Genomic DNA, 16,206 nt, shown 5'->3' with positions numbered 1-16,206 from the left:
CCGTGCCCTTTCGCAGCAGCCACGCGGCTTCGATTCCGGCACGCGGCGCGCCATGAGCGCACGCGGCGGAAGCACCCGTGATCACCGTTGGATTCGCCCCCGCGACGACGCGCCCGATGCACGTCGCGCAACGAAAACTAAACGCTTGCACCGCCACAGTCCATCGACAAAACCCCTTGAAATTCAGGGTCATTTAGTCTTCCGTGCCGGATTTGCTCACGATGTGTGGTGCGATGTTGATGGAAGAAATATTCAGTCCACATCGCCCGTGTTTTTATCGCCGATATTTATTTTTTATATGCGGCTCATAGCGATTCACCGGCACTGGAAGTCCGCATCGCGAGCGCAGGCCGCGACGCGCCGGATTGAAGCCGCGCCCATTCGCTACGCGGATTCATGCATCGGTTGTTCGCGGCGGCGGCGATGCGCGCACCATCGCGATGGCGATCGCGGCGGCGATCAAGGCCGCGATGGTGATGACGAAGCCGTTGCGGCTTCGATCAGACAGGACCATCCGGCCGCGTTGCGCGGCTACGGCCCGGGGAACGATTCAGACGGCGCGTCGCCCGACGCGCCGCCGCGCGCAAAAGAAAACGGCCCGTTCCGCCGCGAGGGGAACGGGCCGGCAAAAGCGCGCCCACGAAGATGAAACGCGCAAAACGCCTTAACGGCTGGAGAGAGGGCTCAGTTGAAGGTGTATTTCACTCCGAGGGTGAAGTAGCGGCCGATCGCGCCGCTGGAGTGCATCGGGTTGTAGTTGATCGCGCCGTAGGTCAGCGGGTCGAGCGGCGCGATCTTGTCGGTCAGGTTCTGGATCGAGCCGAACACTTCCACGCCGTCCTGCGCTTTCCAGCGTCCGGACAGATCGAAGGTGGTGAACGAGGGAATGCGGCAACCGCCCGGGGCCTGCGTGCCGTCGGCGTAACGGCTGGCGCAGGTGCCGCCCTTGGAGCGCACGTTCTTGAAGCTGGAAACGTAGTTGGCGATGCCGCTGAGGCTGAAGTTGCCCACTTCCCAGGTCGCGCCGAAGTTGATCTTGTCCTTGGGCGTGCCGATGCAGTTGGTGACGTCGCAATTGCCGTGGGTGCCGGCGAATTCCAGCTTGCTGCCGTCTTCTTCCTCGCGCTCGAAGCTGCTGACGTGGCTCCACTGCAGATCCAGGTTGAGCTTGCCGTGCGCGTTCAGATCGAAACGCTGGCGCACGTCCAGATCGACGCCGCGCACCGTGGTCGAGGCCGAGTTGACGTAGTTGGCCAGCGCGGCGAGCAAGGTGCCGCTGTTGGGCTGGCCCGGCAGGTTGTTGTCGCTGCGGATCACATGGCCGGCGGCGATCGCCGCGTCGGTGGTTTCCACGTTGATCTCGTTGGTGCGCTCGATCTTCCAGCCGTCCAGGGTCACCGTGGTGTTGGGCGTGGGTTCGAACACCAGGCCGACGGTGTAGCTCTTGGATTCTTCCGGCTTCAGGTCGGGGTTGGGGCTGGTGATCACCGCGATCTGGATGTCGCAATCGCGCACGCTGCCGCCCGGCGCCGGATTGCCGCCGGGGCATCGCAGCGAATCGGCGGCGGCGGCGAAACCGGCCAGGCCGCCCTTGCCCGATTCGGCCGGATTGGGCGCGCGGAAACCTTCCGCGTAGGTCGCGCGCAACGCCAGTTGCTGGATCGGCTGCCACTTCACGCCGAACTTGGGCGTGGTGGCGTTGTCGCCGCCCTTGTAGCTGTCGAAGCGCACCGCGCCGGACAGTTCCAGGCTTTCCAGCACCGGCGCGACCACTTCGGCGTAGGCGGCGGCGACTTCCTGCGTGCCGCTGTAGGACGAATAGCCCAGGCCGATGATGTCGCCGATGTCGGTATAGGTCTGCGGCTTGAGTTCGGCCTTCTGCCGTCGCCATTCCGCGCCCAGGGCGACGCCGAGCGAGCCGCCCTTCAAGTCCATCAGCGAGCGCGAGCCCTTGATGTCGAACAGGTCTAGCGTGGTCTTGCCGTCGGCGTGGATGGTCGGCGAGATGTAGTCGTACAGCGCCTGCGAGTTGAGGTTGGCGTTCTGGCCGATGCGCCAGTAACCGCCGGGACCGGTGCCGTTGGTGAGCGCGTCGCGCACCGCGCTGTAGCGCAGGAAGCCGTCGCGGGTGTTGGTCAGGTCGCTCTGCGAATGCAGATAGGCCACGTCCATGTCCCAGGCGCCGGCGGTGCCCTTGACGCCGGCGAGGATGCGGCTGAATTCGCTGTCGCTGCGGATGATGCGCGGGCCGACGTCGAACGCGGCGTAGCGCAGGTTCGCGCTCTGGCCGGGGAACGGATTGTCGGGATGGTTCGGTCCCAGCACCACCGCGCCGTCGCCGGAATCGGCGTTGACCGGGCCGCCCGGATAGCCCCAGGCGCCGGACACCGTCGATGGCGTGTTGTAGAAGGTGCTCTTCTTCTTCGAATACCCGGCTTCGACGTAGGCCTCGAAATTATCCGACAGGGCGAAGGTGCCGCGGCCGAACAGATTCACGTACTTCTCTTCGGGCGTGAGGCTGTTGAACTGGCCCGACTCCCACAGACAGCCGCCGGCCGGGTCCTGCGGCGTCACCGGCGAGAGCTGCGCGCAGCCGGGCAGGCCCACGTACTGCCCGGTGCCTGGGCTCCTGACGCTGCCGGCCGGCGATTGCGTGGCATCGCCGTCGAGGATGTAGCCGTTCATGAATCGCTTGGTCTGGCTGTAGCCCCAGCGGCGCGCGTCGCCGGTGCCGATCCATTTGCGGTCGCGACGGTCGGCGACCTGGATTTCGTCGGTCTGGCTGCCTTCGATGTTGAAGAACACGTTGTAGCGATCCTCGGCGAGATTGCCGAAGCCGAAGGTGACCGAGGCTTTCGCCTGCTGGCCGTCGCCTTCGCCGGACACGCCGTAGGAACTGCGCACGGTGACGCCGTTGAATTCCTTGCGCAGGATGATGTTGACCACGCCGGCGATGGCGTCGGAGCCGTAAATGGCCGAGGCGCCGTCCTTGAGCACTTCCACGCGTTCCACCGCGTCGAGCGGAATGGTGCTCAGGTCGGTGAATACTTTCTGGCCGTCGTCGGCCAGGCCGTAGGGCGCGGTGCGGCGGCCGTTCAACAGCACCAGGGTCGAACCCGCGCCGAGGCCGCGCAGCGAAATGCCGGTGCCGCCGGCGGCGAAACCGGTGCCGTAGCTGCGCGGCACCGAGCCGGAGCCATCGGTGGTGAGGGTCTGCAGGTATTCGGCGATGGTCGCCTTGCCGGTGCGGTCGATCTCTTCGCGACTGACGACCTGGACCGGCGATGCGGTCTCCATGTCGCCGCGGCTGATGTTGGAACCGGTGACTTCGATGCGGTCGAGCGTGGTGGTGGGCGGCGCATCCTGCGCGTAGGCCACAGCCGGTGCGACGCTGGCAATGGTGGCGGCGAACAGCGCGCGGCGGATAGCGCGGCTGAGGGTGGCGTGCGGCATGGTCGGCTCCTGTGACTGGATTGCCCGGGACGTACTGCAATGACAAGGATCAGTTTCAAAAATACCGGCGCGCGCCGTTGTGCAGCGCGATAAACAACACTGCGCGCGAGCGCGTAACCGGATGTGCATCGGTTGCGAAATCGCGGGAAATACGGTTTTTTTCGTCGATCCCCTGCATCGACGCCGAACAGCGGCGCGCCACGACCACGGCCGCGACGCGCGAACACCGACGTTAATGCTTGGCGGCGAACCCGTACTTGGACGAAGGTCCGTTTCAGCGTCACGCAACTTTGCGGAGTGTGTCGAACGGATGCGCGGCACGATGCGATCGCGTGTCGGCGGTGGCGATGCGCGATGAAGGGTTGCTGGCAGGTGTTGGCGGCTTGCGTGTGGGGCGACGCGTGCGCGGCGGTGCAGGGTTCCAAGCGATGCTGAGCGTGTTGGGCGAGCATCGAAATGCGATCGCTGCAGTTACGCCGACCGTGATGCGGCGATGCGGCATGAGCGCCGCACGGCGATCGCGACAACGCACTCGTATCGTCCTGTACCTACGGCGATGTGCTCGCATTGCGATTGTGGTTGGCTGCGCTTGCGTTCGATGCGATGACACACATCGAGTACAAGGTGCACCAAGCGCATCACATGCGCGGTCACCTCAGGATCGACGAACGCATGCACGCGCCAACGCCGTCAGCATCACGGCGCGCGCCGGCAACAACGGTTGATCGAACCGCGACGCCGCGACTCAGGCGCGCACGGGTTTGCCCGGTTTGGCCGCAACCTCGTTCGCGCCGGCGTTCGCAGGCGTCGCCGGCGCGGCGCGCGCGCCGACGGTCACCCGGATCGCGCTGGCGAGCGGGCTGGGCAAGCCGCAGCACGGCGCGCGCGCGGACGGGTCCGGCGCGCCGCCTGGCTTGCGCGCGGGCGAACCGGCGTCAGCCATGGGCGTGCTCCGGCCGGCGCGCGGCAAGGGCGCGGACGCGGCCCATCGAGAGCCCGCCCATCGGGAACTGGCCGAAACGCAGTCGGCTACTCGGTTTCGTGCCCATGCGATGCCTCTGCGCTGGCCTGCAACTGGATCAGGTAGTCGTCGAGCCGCTGCAGGCGCTGGTCCCAGAACTGCCGGTAGCGGTCCAGCCAGCCTTCGACCTCCTGCAGCCGCGCGGTTTCCAGCCGGCACGGACGCCATTGCGCCTCGCGGCCGCGTGCGATCAGGCCGGCGCGCTCGAGCACCTTGATGTGCTTGGAGATCGCCGGAAGGCTCATCTGGAAAGGTTCGGCCAACTCCGTCACGCCGGCCTCGCCGCTGGCGAGGCGGGCCAGAATCGCGCGCCGGGTCGGATCGGCCAGGGCGGCGAACGTGGTGCTGAGCGAATCGGCGGGCATATGAACTGAACCAATAGGTTAAATAGCTCGGGTAATAAAGGCCCGACCGCCTCAGGGTGTCAAGCGCGTCGTGACGGCGCCGTCAGACGCCGGCCTGAACCAGGGCCCGATTTCGTTCAGCATCTTCATGAACGGACTCAAAGGTGACTGCTTCCATGATGGCCGTTGGTCACATAATAAATGTGACGATGTTCGCACTAATGGAGAGAAGCTGACTCGGCTGCATGTCCCGTTAGTCGTTCTGCCCAGGGCCTGCAGTAACCGATGAAGCTTCCGTATTCCAACGCGATCTTCGCTTCCGCGCGGCCGGGCCTCCCGGCGCCGCTCTCGCCCGCGAGGCCGGCATGCGCATAGGCCTGGACTACCGCGCCGCGACCGCGGCCCCGCACAGCGCGCCCGGCCGCCAGGTGCTGGCGCTGGAACGCGCCCTGCGCCGCCGCGCCGACACCGAGACGGTGCTGTTCACCGAAGCCCCGATCGGCCACCCGCACCGCGCCATCGCGGTCGCCGCCGACCTGTTGCCCGCCTCGCTGGCGGACGAGCCCGGCCTGCGCCGGCGCTGGCGCTACGAGGCCGGCTTCCTGCCCTCGGCGCTGCGCGAGGAGCGCATCGACGTCTACATCGCCACCGCCAACGGCGGCCTGCCGGTCTGGCGCAAGCCGGCGGCGGTGCGCCAGGTGCTGTTGCTGCACGACCTGTTCCGGCTGACCCTGCGCCGCCCGCACACCTCGCGCTGGCGCGCGCTGGCCGCGCGGCTGATCGACGAAGCCCGCATCGGCCGCTCGATCGCCGCCGCCGACGCGATCTGGACGCCCTCGCGCTACACCACCGCCGAATGCGGCCGCCTGTACCCGGCGCATGCGCACAAGCTCTACGTGCTGCCCGATTCGGTGGCGCCGCTGCCGGCGCCGGCCGAGCGCGGCCAGATGGAGCTGCCGCTGCCGCCGCGCTACTGGCTGCTGGTCGGCACGCGCGAGCCGCGCAAGAACGCCGACTTGTTCCTGCGCGCGTGGCTGGACGCGCGTCGCCAGCACTACGACACCCCGGATCTGGTCGTGGTCGGCGCCGCGCACGATGTCGCGCCGGAGCTGCAGCACCTCAACGGCGTGCACTGGTTCTCGATGGTGGACGACGCCGAGCTGGCGCGCCTGTACCTGGATACCGAGCGCCTGTGGCAGCCGTCCTACGCGGAAGGCTTCGGCCTGCCGGTGCTGGAGGCGCTGGCCGCCGGCACGCCGGTCGCGGTGGCCGAAGGCGGCGCGCTGGAAGAAGTCGCGCCGGTGGACATGCCGCGCTTCGATCCGCACGACCGCCACCAGCTGGCCCAGCTGATGATCCGGCTGAGCCGCGAGTCGGTGGTCGGCAGCGCCGAACAGCGCCGCGCCTTCGCGCAACGCTTCGCGCCCAATGCCTACGCGGCGCGGGTGGCGGCGCTGCTGGATGAGTTGCTCAAGAAGTAGAAGTAAGAGCTGACGAAAGCGCTCCCTCTCCCGCTTGCGGGAGAGGGCCGGGGTGAGGGGATGAGCGCCGCAGGCGCGAATGCTCTTGCTTGAAGTTCTGCGACTGCCCGTGCCCTCACCCCAACCCCTCTCCCGCCAGCGGGAGAGGGGCTTATCGGCGCTTGTCGGCCAGGGCGTTTGGGTCAGCGGCTCTACCGCGCTGCTGGATGAGTTGCTCAAGGAGTAGAGCTGACGAAAGCGCTCCCTCTCCCGCTTGCGGGAGAGGGCCGGGGTGAGGGGGTGAGCGCCACAGGCGCGAATGCTCTTGCTTGAAGTTCTGCGACTGCCCGTGCCCTCACCCCAACCCCTCTCCCGCCAGCGGGAGAGGGGCCTATCGGCGCTTGTCGGCCAAGGCGTTTTGGTCAGCGGCTCTAGCGCGAAGCCTCACTCGTAAGGCGCGTGCTGCAGCCCCTGCCTGGCGATCATGCGATTGATGTTGGACACCACATGTCCGCGTTCGGTCCGCGGGGTCACCGTCAGCAGGCGTTCGATCAGGCTGTCCACGCGCGGCCAGAACACCGTGTCGTCGCGCCAATGCCGGCGCCATATCGGCAAGGCGACACTGAGCTGGCATAGATCGCCATCGAGTTCGGCGCGGGTTCGGTGCATGGTCACTCCCCTGGCTGCGGCGGCAAGACCGCCCTTCGGTACGACAGTCGCGGCTCGCGCCGGACGGTTGGATTCACCGTTCCTGCCGGGGGAAGCAGGGCGGACCGATCAGGACGGCAGGCCGCGGACAACGCCGTGTATCACCGGCGTGCCATCCACCTTCCTGGATGCTCACTGACACGAACGCGTTTATGCGCAGCTTGCCCCACCTTAAATCACCAAGTTTTTGTAATAAAAGTGACTGCAGTCACGTATTGCGTGCCTGGTAACGACGCGCTGCACTGGGGAGTAGCGTAACCGGGCACGGTCTGCGCGGCTGCGACGGATCGGCGAGGTGGCTCCGCCCGGGTCGCACCGGCTCGCACTGGAAGGCACCGACACGCCGTGGATCGCACTGTTCCGGCCTCTTGCGTTGACCTGAAGCTTGGTTGAGGTCGCAAGGTGGCCGCCATCGTCCCTACAGCGACCGCGCGCATGAAATCCCTGGCCCTTACCTCTCCCCTCCCCGCCGCTCCCGCTGCCGCGCGCACCGACTGGCTCGCGGTCGCGGCGGTGTTCTTCGGCGGACTGGTCGCCGCGCAGCAAGTCGGCAAGACCGCCATCGCTCTGCCCGCGCTCAGCGCCGATCTGGGCCTGGACCTGCGCTCGGGCGGCTGGGTGATGGCGGTGTTCGGCCTGCTCGGGCTGTTCGCCAGCATGCCGGCCGGCGCGCTGGTCGCGCGGCTCGGCGATCGCAGCCTGCAGGTCGCCGGACTGGCGGCGATGGCGCTGGGCAGCGCGCTCGGCAGCCAGGCCCACAGCCTGCAGGCGCTGCTGGCCACGCGCGTGCTCGAGGGCGCCGGCTTCCTGTTGTTCGCGGTGGCCGGCGCCAGCGTGCTGCAGCGCCTGTCCAAGCCGCAGGACCGCAATACGGTGTTCGCGATCTGGAGTTGCTACATGCCCGCCGGCATGGCTCTGGCGCTGGCCACCGGCGCGGCGCTGGACGGCTGGCGCGGTTACTGGGAACTCAACGCGCTGCTGTGCGCGGCGGCCGCGGCGGTGCTGTGGTTCGGCGTGCGCGGCGCGCAGACGCCGGCCGCGCCGGCGCCGTGGCGGCAGACCGCGCGCGATGCGCTGGCGGTGGCCGGCGCGCGCGGGCCGTTGCTGCTGGCGCTGGTGTTCGCCCTGTATGCCCTGCAGTTCTACGCGATGCTGAGCTTCCTGCCGACCTTGCTGATGCAGCGCATGCAGGTCTCGGCCGCCGACGCCGGCCTGCTCAGCGCGGTCGCGGTGGGTTCCAACGTGATCGGCAATCTCGCCGCCGGCGCGCTGCTGCGTCGCGGCGCGCAGCGCTGGGTACTGATCGCGCTGGCGAGCGCGGCGATGGGCGCCAGCGCGGTGGGCGCGTTCGCGCTGGGCCTGCCGGCGCCGTGGGTGTTCGCGTTGTGCGTGCTGTTCTCGATGGCCGGCGGCCTGCTGCCGGCCAGTACGATCGGCGGCGCCGCGCAGTTGGTGCCCAGCCCGGCTCTGATCGCGGTGGCGGTGGGCCTGCTGATGCAGGGCAGTTACCTGGGCCAGGTGATCGGGCCGTCGTTGTTCGGCAGCGTGGTGCAGGCGGCCGGCTGGCCGGCGGCGTCGATTCCGGTCGCGCTGGCCGCGCTCGGCGCGATCGCCGCGGCGTTCGCGTTGCGGCGCAGCTTCGCCCACGAGGCCGCGCGCGGCTGAGCCGCCACGCTCAGGCGTTCGCGGTCACGGCGGCATCCACCGATTGCGCGCGGCGCCGCACCAGCCGTTCGCGCAGGCGCAGGAACGGCCGCTCCACGGCGTAGTGCAGCAGCGCGCCGCCCAGCAAGGCGGCCGCCGCATACGCGCCGAAGGCGAGCAGGCCGTTGGCCTCCAGCGACTCGCCGTAAGCGCGCGAGACGAAGCCGAACATCGCCTTGTGGGTCAGGTACAGACTGAACGAAGCCGCCGCCAGCCAGCCCGCGCCGGGCACGCGCAGGCGTCCGGTCCAGCGTTGTTCCGATGCGCCCGCCGCGACCAGCAATGCCAGTGCGAACGACACCAGCGGGAATCCGAGCACCGAGGCCAGCAAGCCCAGGCGCTGTTGCGATACCGCGATCGCCGCGGCCACGCCGATCACGCCGAGCAAGGCGAGCCAACCCGAGCGGCGCATCATCGCCGCCCACCAGCGCGGCCGGTACGCGCGTATCGCCGCGAGCACGACACCGAACAGCAAGCCGTCCAGCCGCATCCAGGTCGGGTAATAGACGTTTTCGACCCAGGCGTTGGAGCCGTCGGGCAGGCTGATCCGCCAGACCCAGGCGCGCAGCAGCATGCCGCCGCCGACCAGCAGCGCCACCACCACGCCGGTCTTCCACAGCGCCGGCTTGCGCGTCAGGGCGATCGCCAGCAGCGGAAACACCAGATAGAAATGCTCTTCCACGCACAACGACCACGCGTGCGAGAACGCCTTGTTGTGTTCGTAGTCGATCAGCAGGTTCACGCTGAAGCTCAGGAACTGCCAGGCCGGCTGCATGCCCGGCCGTTCGCGGAAATCCGGCCACAGCAGGTACAAGGCCAGCACCACCCAGAATGCCGGCAGCACGCGGAAGGCGCGGCGCAGATAGAAATCGCCGAACGACAGCCGCCGGCCCTGGCTCAGCGGCCGCAGCACCTGCCAGCCGATCAGATAGCCGCTGAGCGCGAAGAACAGGTCTACGCCCATCCAGCCGAACTGCGACATCGGCATCCACGGCGAACCCAGCCCGGCCATCGCCGCATGAAAGAACATCACCCAAACGATCGCGATCGCGCGCAGCAGATCGAGGCCGGGCAGTCGGCTCATCTTGATTCCAGTAGTGGGGTTACGACAGAGGGCGTGGCTGCGAGACATCGCGATCTTGCGTTGCGAACTTGCGTCGCGAGCGAAGATCGCGGGCACAGTCTCGCGTAAGCACAGCGAGGCGACAAGGGCATTTGCGCGCGCCACGCGTCTGCGTTGCCACCTTTGCGCAGCGTTCTGCGCGGGCGGCGCGCGGCACGCCGGCAAGTTCGATTCGACGAAGATTTTTCATCGCGCGATTCGCGTCGCGATTGCCGGCACGGTCACGACGAAAACGATCCAAGCCCGACCGCCGCGGCACGCACTCATGCGGCGACGCGGTGCATCTCGACCGCCGCCGAGGCGACACGCGCACCTTCATCGCGCCTGTCGCGCAAGCCTTCCTTCGCGATGCTTGAATGACATCGAAGGCATGCCGCAAACCTAGGGTCGGCCCGAGGATGCCGGCGCGCGTGTCCGGCATTACCGTCGAGTGGCACGCCACGCTCTTGGCGGATGTTCCTGCGCACGAGTACGGCCATGTCCGGTATCAACTTCAATCCAGGTTCGGGCAATCCTCTCGGCAACTTGCTGGGCCTGGGCGGCGGCAAGCCCGGGAACCTGCCGGGCGGCCCGCAACCGCCCGGCCTGAACCTTCCCGGCGGCCCCGACCTGGGCGGCCCCGACCTGGGCGTTCCCGGGCCCGAAGGCGGACTGCCGAGCCCGGACGGCAACCTGCCGCTGGATCTGTCCAAGCCCCACGACGGCCTGCCCAACAACTCCCTGCCGAACAACGGCCTGCCCGGCACCGACACCCAGCCCGGCAGCAACCTGAGCAACAACCCGCTGCTCAATCCGGACAACCCGTCCAGCCGCCTGCTGCAGGGCCAGTCGGCGCAGGGCAACAACAACGTCAATCCGTTCAACAACGGCCCGACCCAATACCCGGCGCCGACGCTGTCCGAGCGCGCGCTCAACAACGCCGCGCAGTACGCCCAGCTCGACCGCCCGGTGGTGAACTACGGCGCGGTCCAGGCGAGCGGCGCCAGTGCCCAGAGCGCCAGCGCGCAGACCGCGACGATCGGCACGCCGATGGCTTCCAACGGCGCGGCCTCCGGCGCCGCGGCCGGCTCGGCGGCGGCCGCCGCCAACACGACCACCACCCACGTGGCGCCGACGCTGACCCTGGTCGCCAGCAACACGCCCAACGCGATCCCGGCCGCGCCGATGGCCGGCGCGCTGTCGCAGGACGCGCTGGCCGCGCAGCAGAGCATGTTCGCGCGCATGAACACCCTGCAGCACGCCAACGCGCCGGCCAGCACCGCCGCCAACGCACCGCCGCCGCCGTCGGAAACCTCCGCGACGCTGCAGTCGGTCAGCACCAACACCATCAACAACGACCCGCGCTCGCTGCCGCTCAACGCCAACGACCGCGCGGCCCAGCAGCGCGGCGACAACGCGCCCAACCAGATGACCTACACCGGCGAAGGCGCCACGCGGCGCGCGAGCCGGCGTGGCGGCGGAGTCGATAACGCCACCTTGACCCACTGGCTGTGGAGCTTCGGCCGCGGCGGCACGCACCGCCCGACCCACGACCGCGAACCCGACCGGGAAGTGGTGCGCGCGCTGCAGTGGCTGTTCTGGGTGCTGACCGTGGTCGCCTACGCCTGTCTGGCGTTCGCGGTGATCCTGCTGCTGCCCAGCGGCAGCCTGGTCAGCGAACGCGTCAGCACCGGCGGCAGCGGCATCGCCCTGTTCCTGGGCGTCGCCGTGGCGGCGGGCGCTTGGTGGCTGGGACGGCGCCTCAACCGGCGCTAGCGGCAGAGCCTTGAGCAGGCTCCTGTAAGCAGAAATCCAGTGGGAGCAGGCTCTTGTGGGAGGGGCTTCAGCCCCGACGCTCTTGGCTCAGACAGCGAAGAAGCCCAAGCACTACCGCACCAACCCCTCGGCCGTGAAGCGATAGCCCTGCAGATCGATGCCGAGCGTGCGGCGAATATCGTCGCGCGCCGCTTGCGCGAACAGCGTCTGCGTCTGCGGCTCGGGCTTGCGCGCGAACCCGTCCACCTTCTCGGCCAGGTTCAACGACCGGAACAGGAAATCGTCCGCGACCCACTGTCGCTGATCCGGCGCCAGCTTGGCCAGCACGCCGTTGTCGGCGAAGGAGCCGCGCATCTGATTGCGCAAGGCCAGCAGCGCCTTGCCGGCGGGCATCGGCGCTTGGTGCACCAGCGCCCAGTTGACCGCGACGTGATACGCGGCGATGTCGGCGAGGTTGTCGTTGGACAGGCCCTGGCCCGGCAGGGTGCGGGCGAAACGCTGGCGGTAGTCGGCGCCGGCCGAGCGGCGGGCGAAGTCGTCGGCGACGGTCTTGCTCTGCTGCCGCATCGCCGCGATCAGCGCCGCGCGCACGCGCTCGGTGGTGGCCGGATCGCGGCGGAACGCCAGCTCGGCCGCGGCCTTGGCGCCGGCGGGCTTGGCGCTGCCGGTACTCGCGACCGAAGCGCCGCCGCGCTTGCTCAGCGATCGGTTGATCGCCGCGTTGACCGCGGCGGTACCGGCCACGTTCTGCATCGACTGCATGGATGCATTGAACGCGTCCATCTGCGGCTGATAGTCCTGCGCGAAGGCCGCGCCGGCCGACATCAACATCGCGCAAGCCAGCGCGGAAACGCCGCGCGCAGACGATCGCCAGGACCGCACAAACGCGAAAGGAGCGAAGCCAGGCTTCGCTCCTTTCTTGAGCCGCGGGTAACGCGGCCGCGTCATCAGCCCTTGCGAGCGGTGTTCGCGTTGGTGTCGCCGATGGTCTTCACCACGTTGGTGAAGGTGTTCATCATCAGCTGGAACTCCGACACCAGGGCCTGGGTCTTGAGCATGTCCGAGGGCTTGGCGTCGGCCGGCAGGTTCTCGATCGACTTGGTCATCTCGGCGGCCTTCTTGTCGGCCAGCTTGCCGGTCAGTTCGGCGATCGCCATCAGCCAGCCCTTCGCGCCGCTGGACTTGGCTTCATGGGTCTTGTTCTGGACTTCCTGGTTGGCCAGGGAGTTGACGAACATCGCATTCACGTCGTTGCTCATGATCTTCTCCAATGCAGTGCGTTGTTTGAGATAGAGCAGTTCCGCCGTGTGGTGCGAACCAGCCCCTGCTTTCTGGTGTCCATATTCCGGGGCGCCCGGGGGGCCTACAAGCTATGGCGTACCCTAGGTGCCGCAGTGCGTCAGGACGCGTTTCAGCCGCCGTTTCCCCAGGGATTGCGCGGCGCCGGCTTGCGCGAGGACGCGCGCGAATCCGAATTTGCGACCGGCGTCGCGGCCTGGCTGGCCTTGCGCTGCGCATTGCGCTGATTCAGCCATACCGCGGCGGCTTCCTCGCCCTCGTCGCGCCGGCGGCGCGAGTACTCGACCGCGTCCTTGACCGCGTCGCGGCGCAGCGGCTCCAGGGTGTCGTCGAAGCGGCGGATCTGGAACTCGCGCTCGCTGGCGTCCACGCCGGGCATCAGCACGTCCACGGCGGCGGCCCAGTCGTTGCGCAGGACTTCCGGATCGAGCTCGATCGGCGCGTCCAGATTCTGCCGTTCCAGCGCTTCGTTGAAGTGATGCAGCAGGAAGCTGCGATCGTCAGCGCTGAGCTCGGCCTGTTCCTGCAACAGGTTTTCGAAGGAAGCCCGCAACTGGCGGCGCTGGTCGTCGGCGTTCGGGGTGGTCATGGTGGTGGCGATCCATCGGGTTGGGTGAACGGGGCGTCCGCGCGCGGCGCGCGGACAGTGAGGCCGTCAGCCCGGGCGGAACCGGGCCGGGCGGCGAAGGCGGGACGGTCAATCGTGGAAATGCGGATCGATGCTGAGCTGGCCCAGGTTGCGCGAGGCGAAGCGGCGCATCAGTTCCGGGCCGGCTTCGCGGATTGCGTCGTAGCTGGAGCGCGAACGCGAATCGGCGCGCAGCTGCCAGCCTTCGGCGGTCTTGGTCAGCAGCAGATCGGTGCCGGGCAGGGTCTGGTCCGACAGCCGCAGCAGCACCTGGCCTTTCTCGCCGCCGGCGCCGCCATCGCTGACCGCGAGCTGGCGCACGTGGCGCTCGATCAGGTCGGCGAACGCGGCCGCGTTGGAATTGGGCTGCATCGGCGCGGCCGGGGCGGCATTGTCGGCGCGCATCGCCAACTGCGCCTGCCACATCGCGGAGGCTTCCGAGGTCGGCTGCTGGTTGTTGTCGGGGCGGTCGAAGCCGACGCTATGGCGGGTGTCGTCGCGGTTCTTGCGCTCGGCCACCTGCTGGCGCGCCTGATCGGTCGCGGCCTGGTTGCGGGTTTCGTCCGCGCTCGCCGCGCGCTCGTCGCCGCGCCGGGCCTGGCCCTTGTCGCCGACCAGATCCTTGAGCAGCGATTGCTCGCCCTCGCCTTCGCCGCCGACTTGCCCGTCCAGGCCGGGCTTCTGGCCGAGCGCCTGACGCTGCTGCATCAGCGAGCGGAACTGATCCACCGTCTCGGCCGCAGGCGGCTGGCGCGGCCCGTCCTGGCGCTGGGTCTTGCTCGCCTCTTGCGCCGCTTCGGTGCGTTTGGCCGATTCATGGTTCGAGGAGCTGTTGCGTATCGTGCTCATGGCGACCTCGGTCAGAAAGTGCCGTTGTTGCTGGAGTTCTGGCGCGCGGCCAGCAGCAGATCGGCGGACAGGGCTTCCTCGCGGCGCTGGGTGATCGCGTTTTGTTCCTTGCGCCACACGTCCTTACGTTTTTCCAATGCGTCCAGCCGCGCCTTGGCGCGGAAGAAGGCTTTGCGCGATTCGTCCAGCGCCGCCTCGGCTTCGCGCAGCTTGCCTTGCGCGTCGGCCAGGCGCTGGCGCGCGGCCACCGCCAGTTCGGCCAGATGGTCGATATGCGACTCGCGCTGCGACATCGCCATCGGCCAGGACACGCCCGGCGGCGGCGGGTCGAGCAAGCGCAGGCGCTGGTCGGCGCGCTCTTGCTGCAGCGAAGTGATTTCGCCTTCGATCGCGGTGCAGGCATCGCGCCGCTCCTGCACCTGGCGCTGGCGTTCCAGCACCACCATGCGCGCGGTCTCGACCCGGTGCGCGCGCAGCTGCAGCAATGTATGCAGCGGATAGCGCTTCATCCGAACAACCTGCGCAGCGCGTCGATGGATTGTTTGTAGTCGGCCAGATCGTTGGCCGACTGCTTGAGCAATTTGCGGATCGGCTCGATCTTCTCGATGGCGATATCGGCCTCGGCGTCGCTGCCGCGCTTGTATTCGCCCAGCTGCAGCAGCAGCTCGATGTCCTGGTGCTTGGCCAGGTACTTGCGCAGCTGGCCGGCGGCGCGCTGATGGCCTTCGTCGGCCACCCGCGGCATGGTCCGGCTCAGGCTGGTCAGCACGTCGATGGCCGGGTAGTGATACGCGGCGGCGAGCTTGCGCGACAGCACGATGTGGCCGTCGAGAATCGAGCGCACTTCCTCGGCGACCGGATCGTCGCCGTCCTCGCCTTCCATCAGCACCGTGTAGAACGCGGTGATGCTGCCCTTGTCGTTGTTGCCGGCGCGCTCGAACAGGCGCGGCATGGCGCTGAACACCGACGGCGGAAAGCCGCGCCGCGCCGGCGGTTCGCCGATCGCCAGGCCGACGTCGCGCAAGGCGCGGGCGAATCGCGTCACCGAGTCCACCAGCAGCATCACCCGCTTGCCGCGATCGCGGAAATACTCGGAGATGGCCGTGGCCACCCAGGCCGCGCGGCTGCGTTCGAGCGCGGGCCGGTCGGAGGTGGCGACCACGATGATCGATTTCTTCAGGCCTTCTTCGCCCAGATTGTCGTGGATGAATTCGTTGACTTCGCGGCCGCGCTCGCCGACCAGGGCGATCACGTTGACGTCGGCGTCGCCGCCGCGCGCGAGCATGCCGAGCAAGGTGCTCTTGCCGCCGCCGGCGACGGCGAAGATGCCCAGGCGCTGGCCGACGCCGGCGGTCATCACCGTGTCGATCGCGCGCACGCCGGTCGCGAACGGCCGGTCGATGAGCGTGCGCGCCAGCGGATTGGGCGAGGCGGCGTAGATCGGAATCTGCACGGTCGGGCCGAACGAACCACGGCCGTCGATGGCATCGCCGTTGGCGTCGAGAATGCGCCCGAGCAGGCCGTCGCCGGCGCGCACCGAGGCCTGGCGGCCGGTGGCGATGACTTCGGTGTCGTGCGACAGGCCGTCGAGCGCGCCCAGCGGCGTCAGCAGGGTGTGCTGGCGCGAGACGCCGACCACTTCCGCCATCAGGCGGAAGCTTCGGTCGCGCGGGTTACGCAGCTCGCACAGCTCGCCGATCATCGCCTTCAGGCCGGTGGCGCGGATCATCGTGCCGTAGGCTTCCGCGACCTTGCCCACGCGCACCACGCTGGGCACGCGCGCCAGCGCGGTCAGCAGCGGATCTTGCTGCACCGGCGCGGGCACCGGTTGCAGGATGGTGCGCTGCAGGTTGCTCATCGCC

15 protein-coding genes are annotated in these 16,206 nt (G+C 68.5%); 4 read left to right on the top strand and 11 right to left on the bottom strand.

The genetic code is table 11. The annotated features are described in order from the left end of the window. Positions 1–52 precede the first annotated feature (52 nt). Complete coding sequence (locus LG3211_RS25295) at positions 53–649, top strand: hypothetical protein (protein ID WP_148648688.1); 597 nt, start codon at positions 53–55, stop codon at positions 647–649. A 35-nt stretch (positions 650–684) separates the two neighbouring features. Here LG3211_RS25295 and LG3211_RS01085 read toward each other — a convergent pair whose 3' ends face one another. The 3 genes from LG3211_RS01085 to LG3211_RS01075 form a co-directional block, all read right to left on the bottom strand. Further along, positions 685–3,453, bottom strand: a complete 2,769-nt coding sequence (locus LG3211_RS01085; RefSeq protein ID WP_057941226.1) for a TonB-dependent receptor — start codon at positions 3,451–3,453, stop codon at positions 685–687. Between the two features lie 745 nt (positions 3,454–4,198). Further along, positions 4,199–4,396, bottom strand: a complete 198-nt coding sequence (locus LG3211_RS26195; protein ID WP_057941225.1) for a hypothetical protein — start codon at positions 4,394–4,396, stop codon at positions 4,199–4,201. Positions 4,397–4,482: 86 nt separating this feature from the next. Beyond that, entirely contained in the window at positions 4,483–4,839 is a 357-nt protein-coding gene (locus tag LG3211_RS01075) for an ArsR/SmtB family transcription factor (protein ID WP_057941224.1), read from the bottom strand. A gap of 344 nt (positions 4,840–5,183) precedes the next feature. On the opposite strand from LG3211_RS01075, the gene LG3211_RS01070 reads away from it, so the two are divergent. Then, entirely contained in the window at positions 5,184–6,299 is a 1,116-nt protein-coding gene (locus LG3211_RS01070) for a glycosyltransferase family 4 protein (protein ID WP_057941223.1), read from the top strand. 423 nt (positions 6,300–6,722) lie between these two features. Here LG3211_RS01070 and LG3211_RS01065 read toward each other — a convergent pair whose 3' ends face one another. Continuing rightward, complete coding sequence (locus tag LG3211_RS01065) at positions 6,723–6,947, bottom strand: hypothetical protein (protein WP_057941222.1); 225 nt, start codon at positions 6,945–6,947, stop codon at positions 6,723–6,725. A gap of 474 nt (positions 6,948–7,421) precedes the next feature. On the opposite strand from LG3211_RS01065, the gene LG3211_RS01060 reads away from it, so the two are divergent. After that, the gene (locus LG3211_RS01060) at positions 7,422–8,651 is read left to right on the top strand and encodes an MFS transporter (protein ID WP_057941221.1); all 1,230 of its coding nucleotides are present in this window, start codon (positions 7,422–7,424) and stop codon (positions 8,649–8,651) included. Positions 8,652–8,661: 10 nt separating this feature from the next. Here the strand turns inward: LG3211_RS01060 and LG3211_RS01055 are convergent, their stop codons facing one another. Then, complete coding sequence (locus LG3211_RS01055; RefSeq protein WP_057941220.1) at positions 8,662–9,774, bottom strand: acyltransferase family protein; 1,113 nt, start codon at positions 9,772–9,774, stop codon at positions 8,662–8,664. A gap of 516 nt (positions 9,775–10,290) precedes the next feature. On the opposite strand from LG3211_RS01055, the gene LG3211_RS01050 reads away from it, so the two are divergent. Continuing rightward, positions 10,291–11,568, top strand: a complete 1,278-nt coding sequence (locus LG3211_RS01050) for a hypothetical protein (protein WP_148648686.1) — start codon at positions 10,291–10,293, stop codon at positions 11,566–11,568. A gap of 111 nt (positions 11,569–11,679) precedes the next feature. Here the strand turns inward: LG3211_RS01050 and LG3211_RS01045 are convergent, their stop codons facing one another. From LG3211_RS01045 to LG3211_RS01020, 6 genes are all read right to left on the bottom strand, one after another. Continuing rightward, positions 11,680–12,399 (bottom strand): DUF6683 family protein, encoded by a 720-nt coding sequence (locus LG3211_RS01045; RefSeq protein ID WP_057941218.1) that lies wholly within the window; start codon positions 12,397–12,399, stop codon positions 11,680–11,682. 116 nt (positions 12,400–12,515) lie between these two features. Further along, positions 12,516–12,827 carry an EscF/YscF/HrpA family type III secretion system needle major subunit gene (locus LG3211_RS01040; protein WP_148648685.1) on the bottom strand — a complete coding sequence of 104 codons (312 nt, stop codon included), beginning with the start codon at positions 12,825–12,827 and terminating at the stop codon, positions 12,516–12,518. Between the two features lie 152 nt (positions 12,828–12,979). Then, positions 12,980–13,456: a hypothetical protein gene (locus tag LG3211_RS01035; RefSeq protein WP_057941216.1), complete on the bottom strand. Its 477-nt coding sequence runs from the start codon at positions 13,454–13,456 to the stop codon at positions 12,980–12,982. Positions 13,457–13,564: 108 nt separating this feature from the next. Beyond that, complete coding sequence (locus LG3211_RS01030) at positions 13,565–14,344, bottom strand: hypothetical protein (RefSeq protein WP_057941215.1); 780 nt, start codon at positions 14,342–14,344, stop codon at positions 13,565–13,567. An 11-nt stretch (positions 14,345–14,355) separates the two neighbouring features. Further along, on the bottom strand, positions 14,356–14,853 hold the full coding sequence (locus LG3211_RS01025) for a hypothetical protein (RefSeq protein ID WP_057941214.1): 498 nt from the start codon (positions 14,851–14,853) through the stop codon (positions 14,356–14,358). After that, positions 14,850–16,202 carry a FliI/YscN family ATPase gene (locus LG3211_RS01020; protein WP_083512213.1) on the bottom strand — a complete coding sequence of 451 codons (1,353 nt, stop codon included), beginning with the start codon at positions 16,200–16,202 and terminating at the stop codon, positions 14,850–14,852. The genes LG3211_RS01025 and LG3211_RS01020 overlap by 4 nt, the downstream gene beginning before the upstream one ends. Positions 16,203–16,206 lie beyond the last annotated feature (4 nt).

The organism is Lysobacter gummosus, from assembly GCF_001442805.1.
Lineage (GTDB): Bacteria > Pseudomonadota > Gammaproteobacteria > Xanthomonadales > Xanthomonadaceae > Lysobacter > Lysobacter gummosus.
This window is presented reverse-complemented; position numbering and strand designations above follow the sequence as displayed.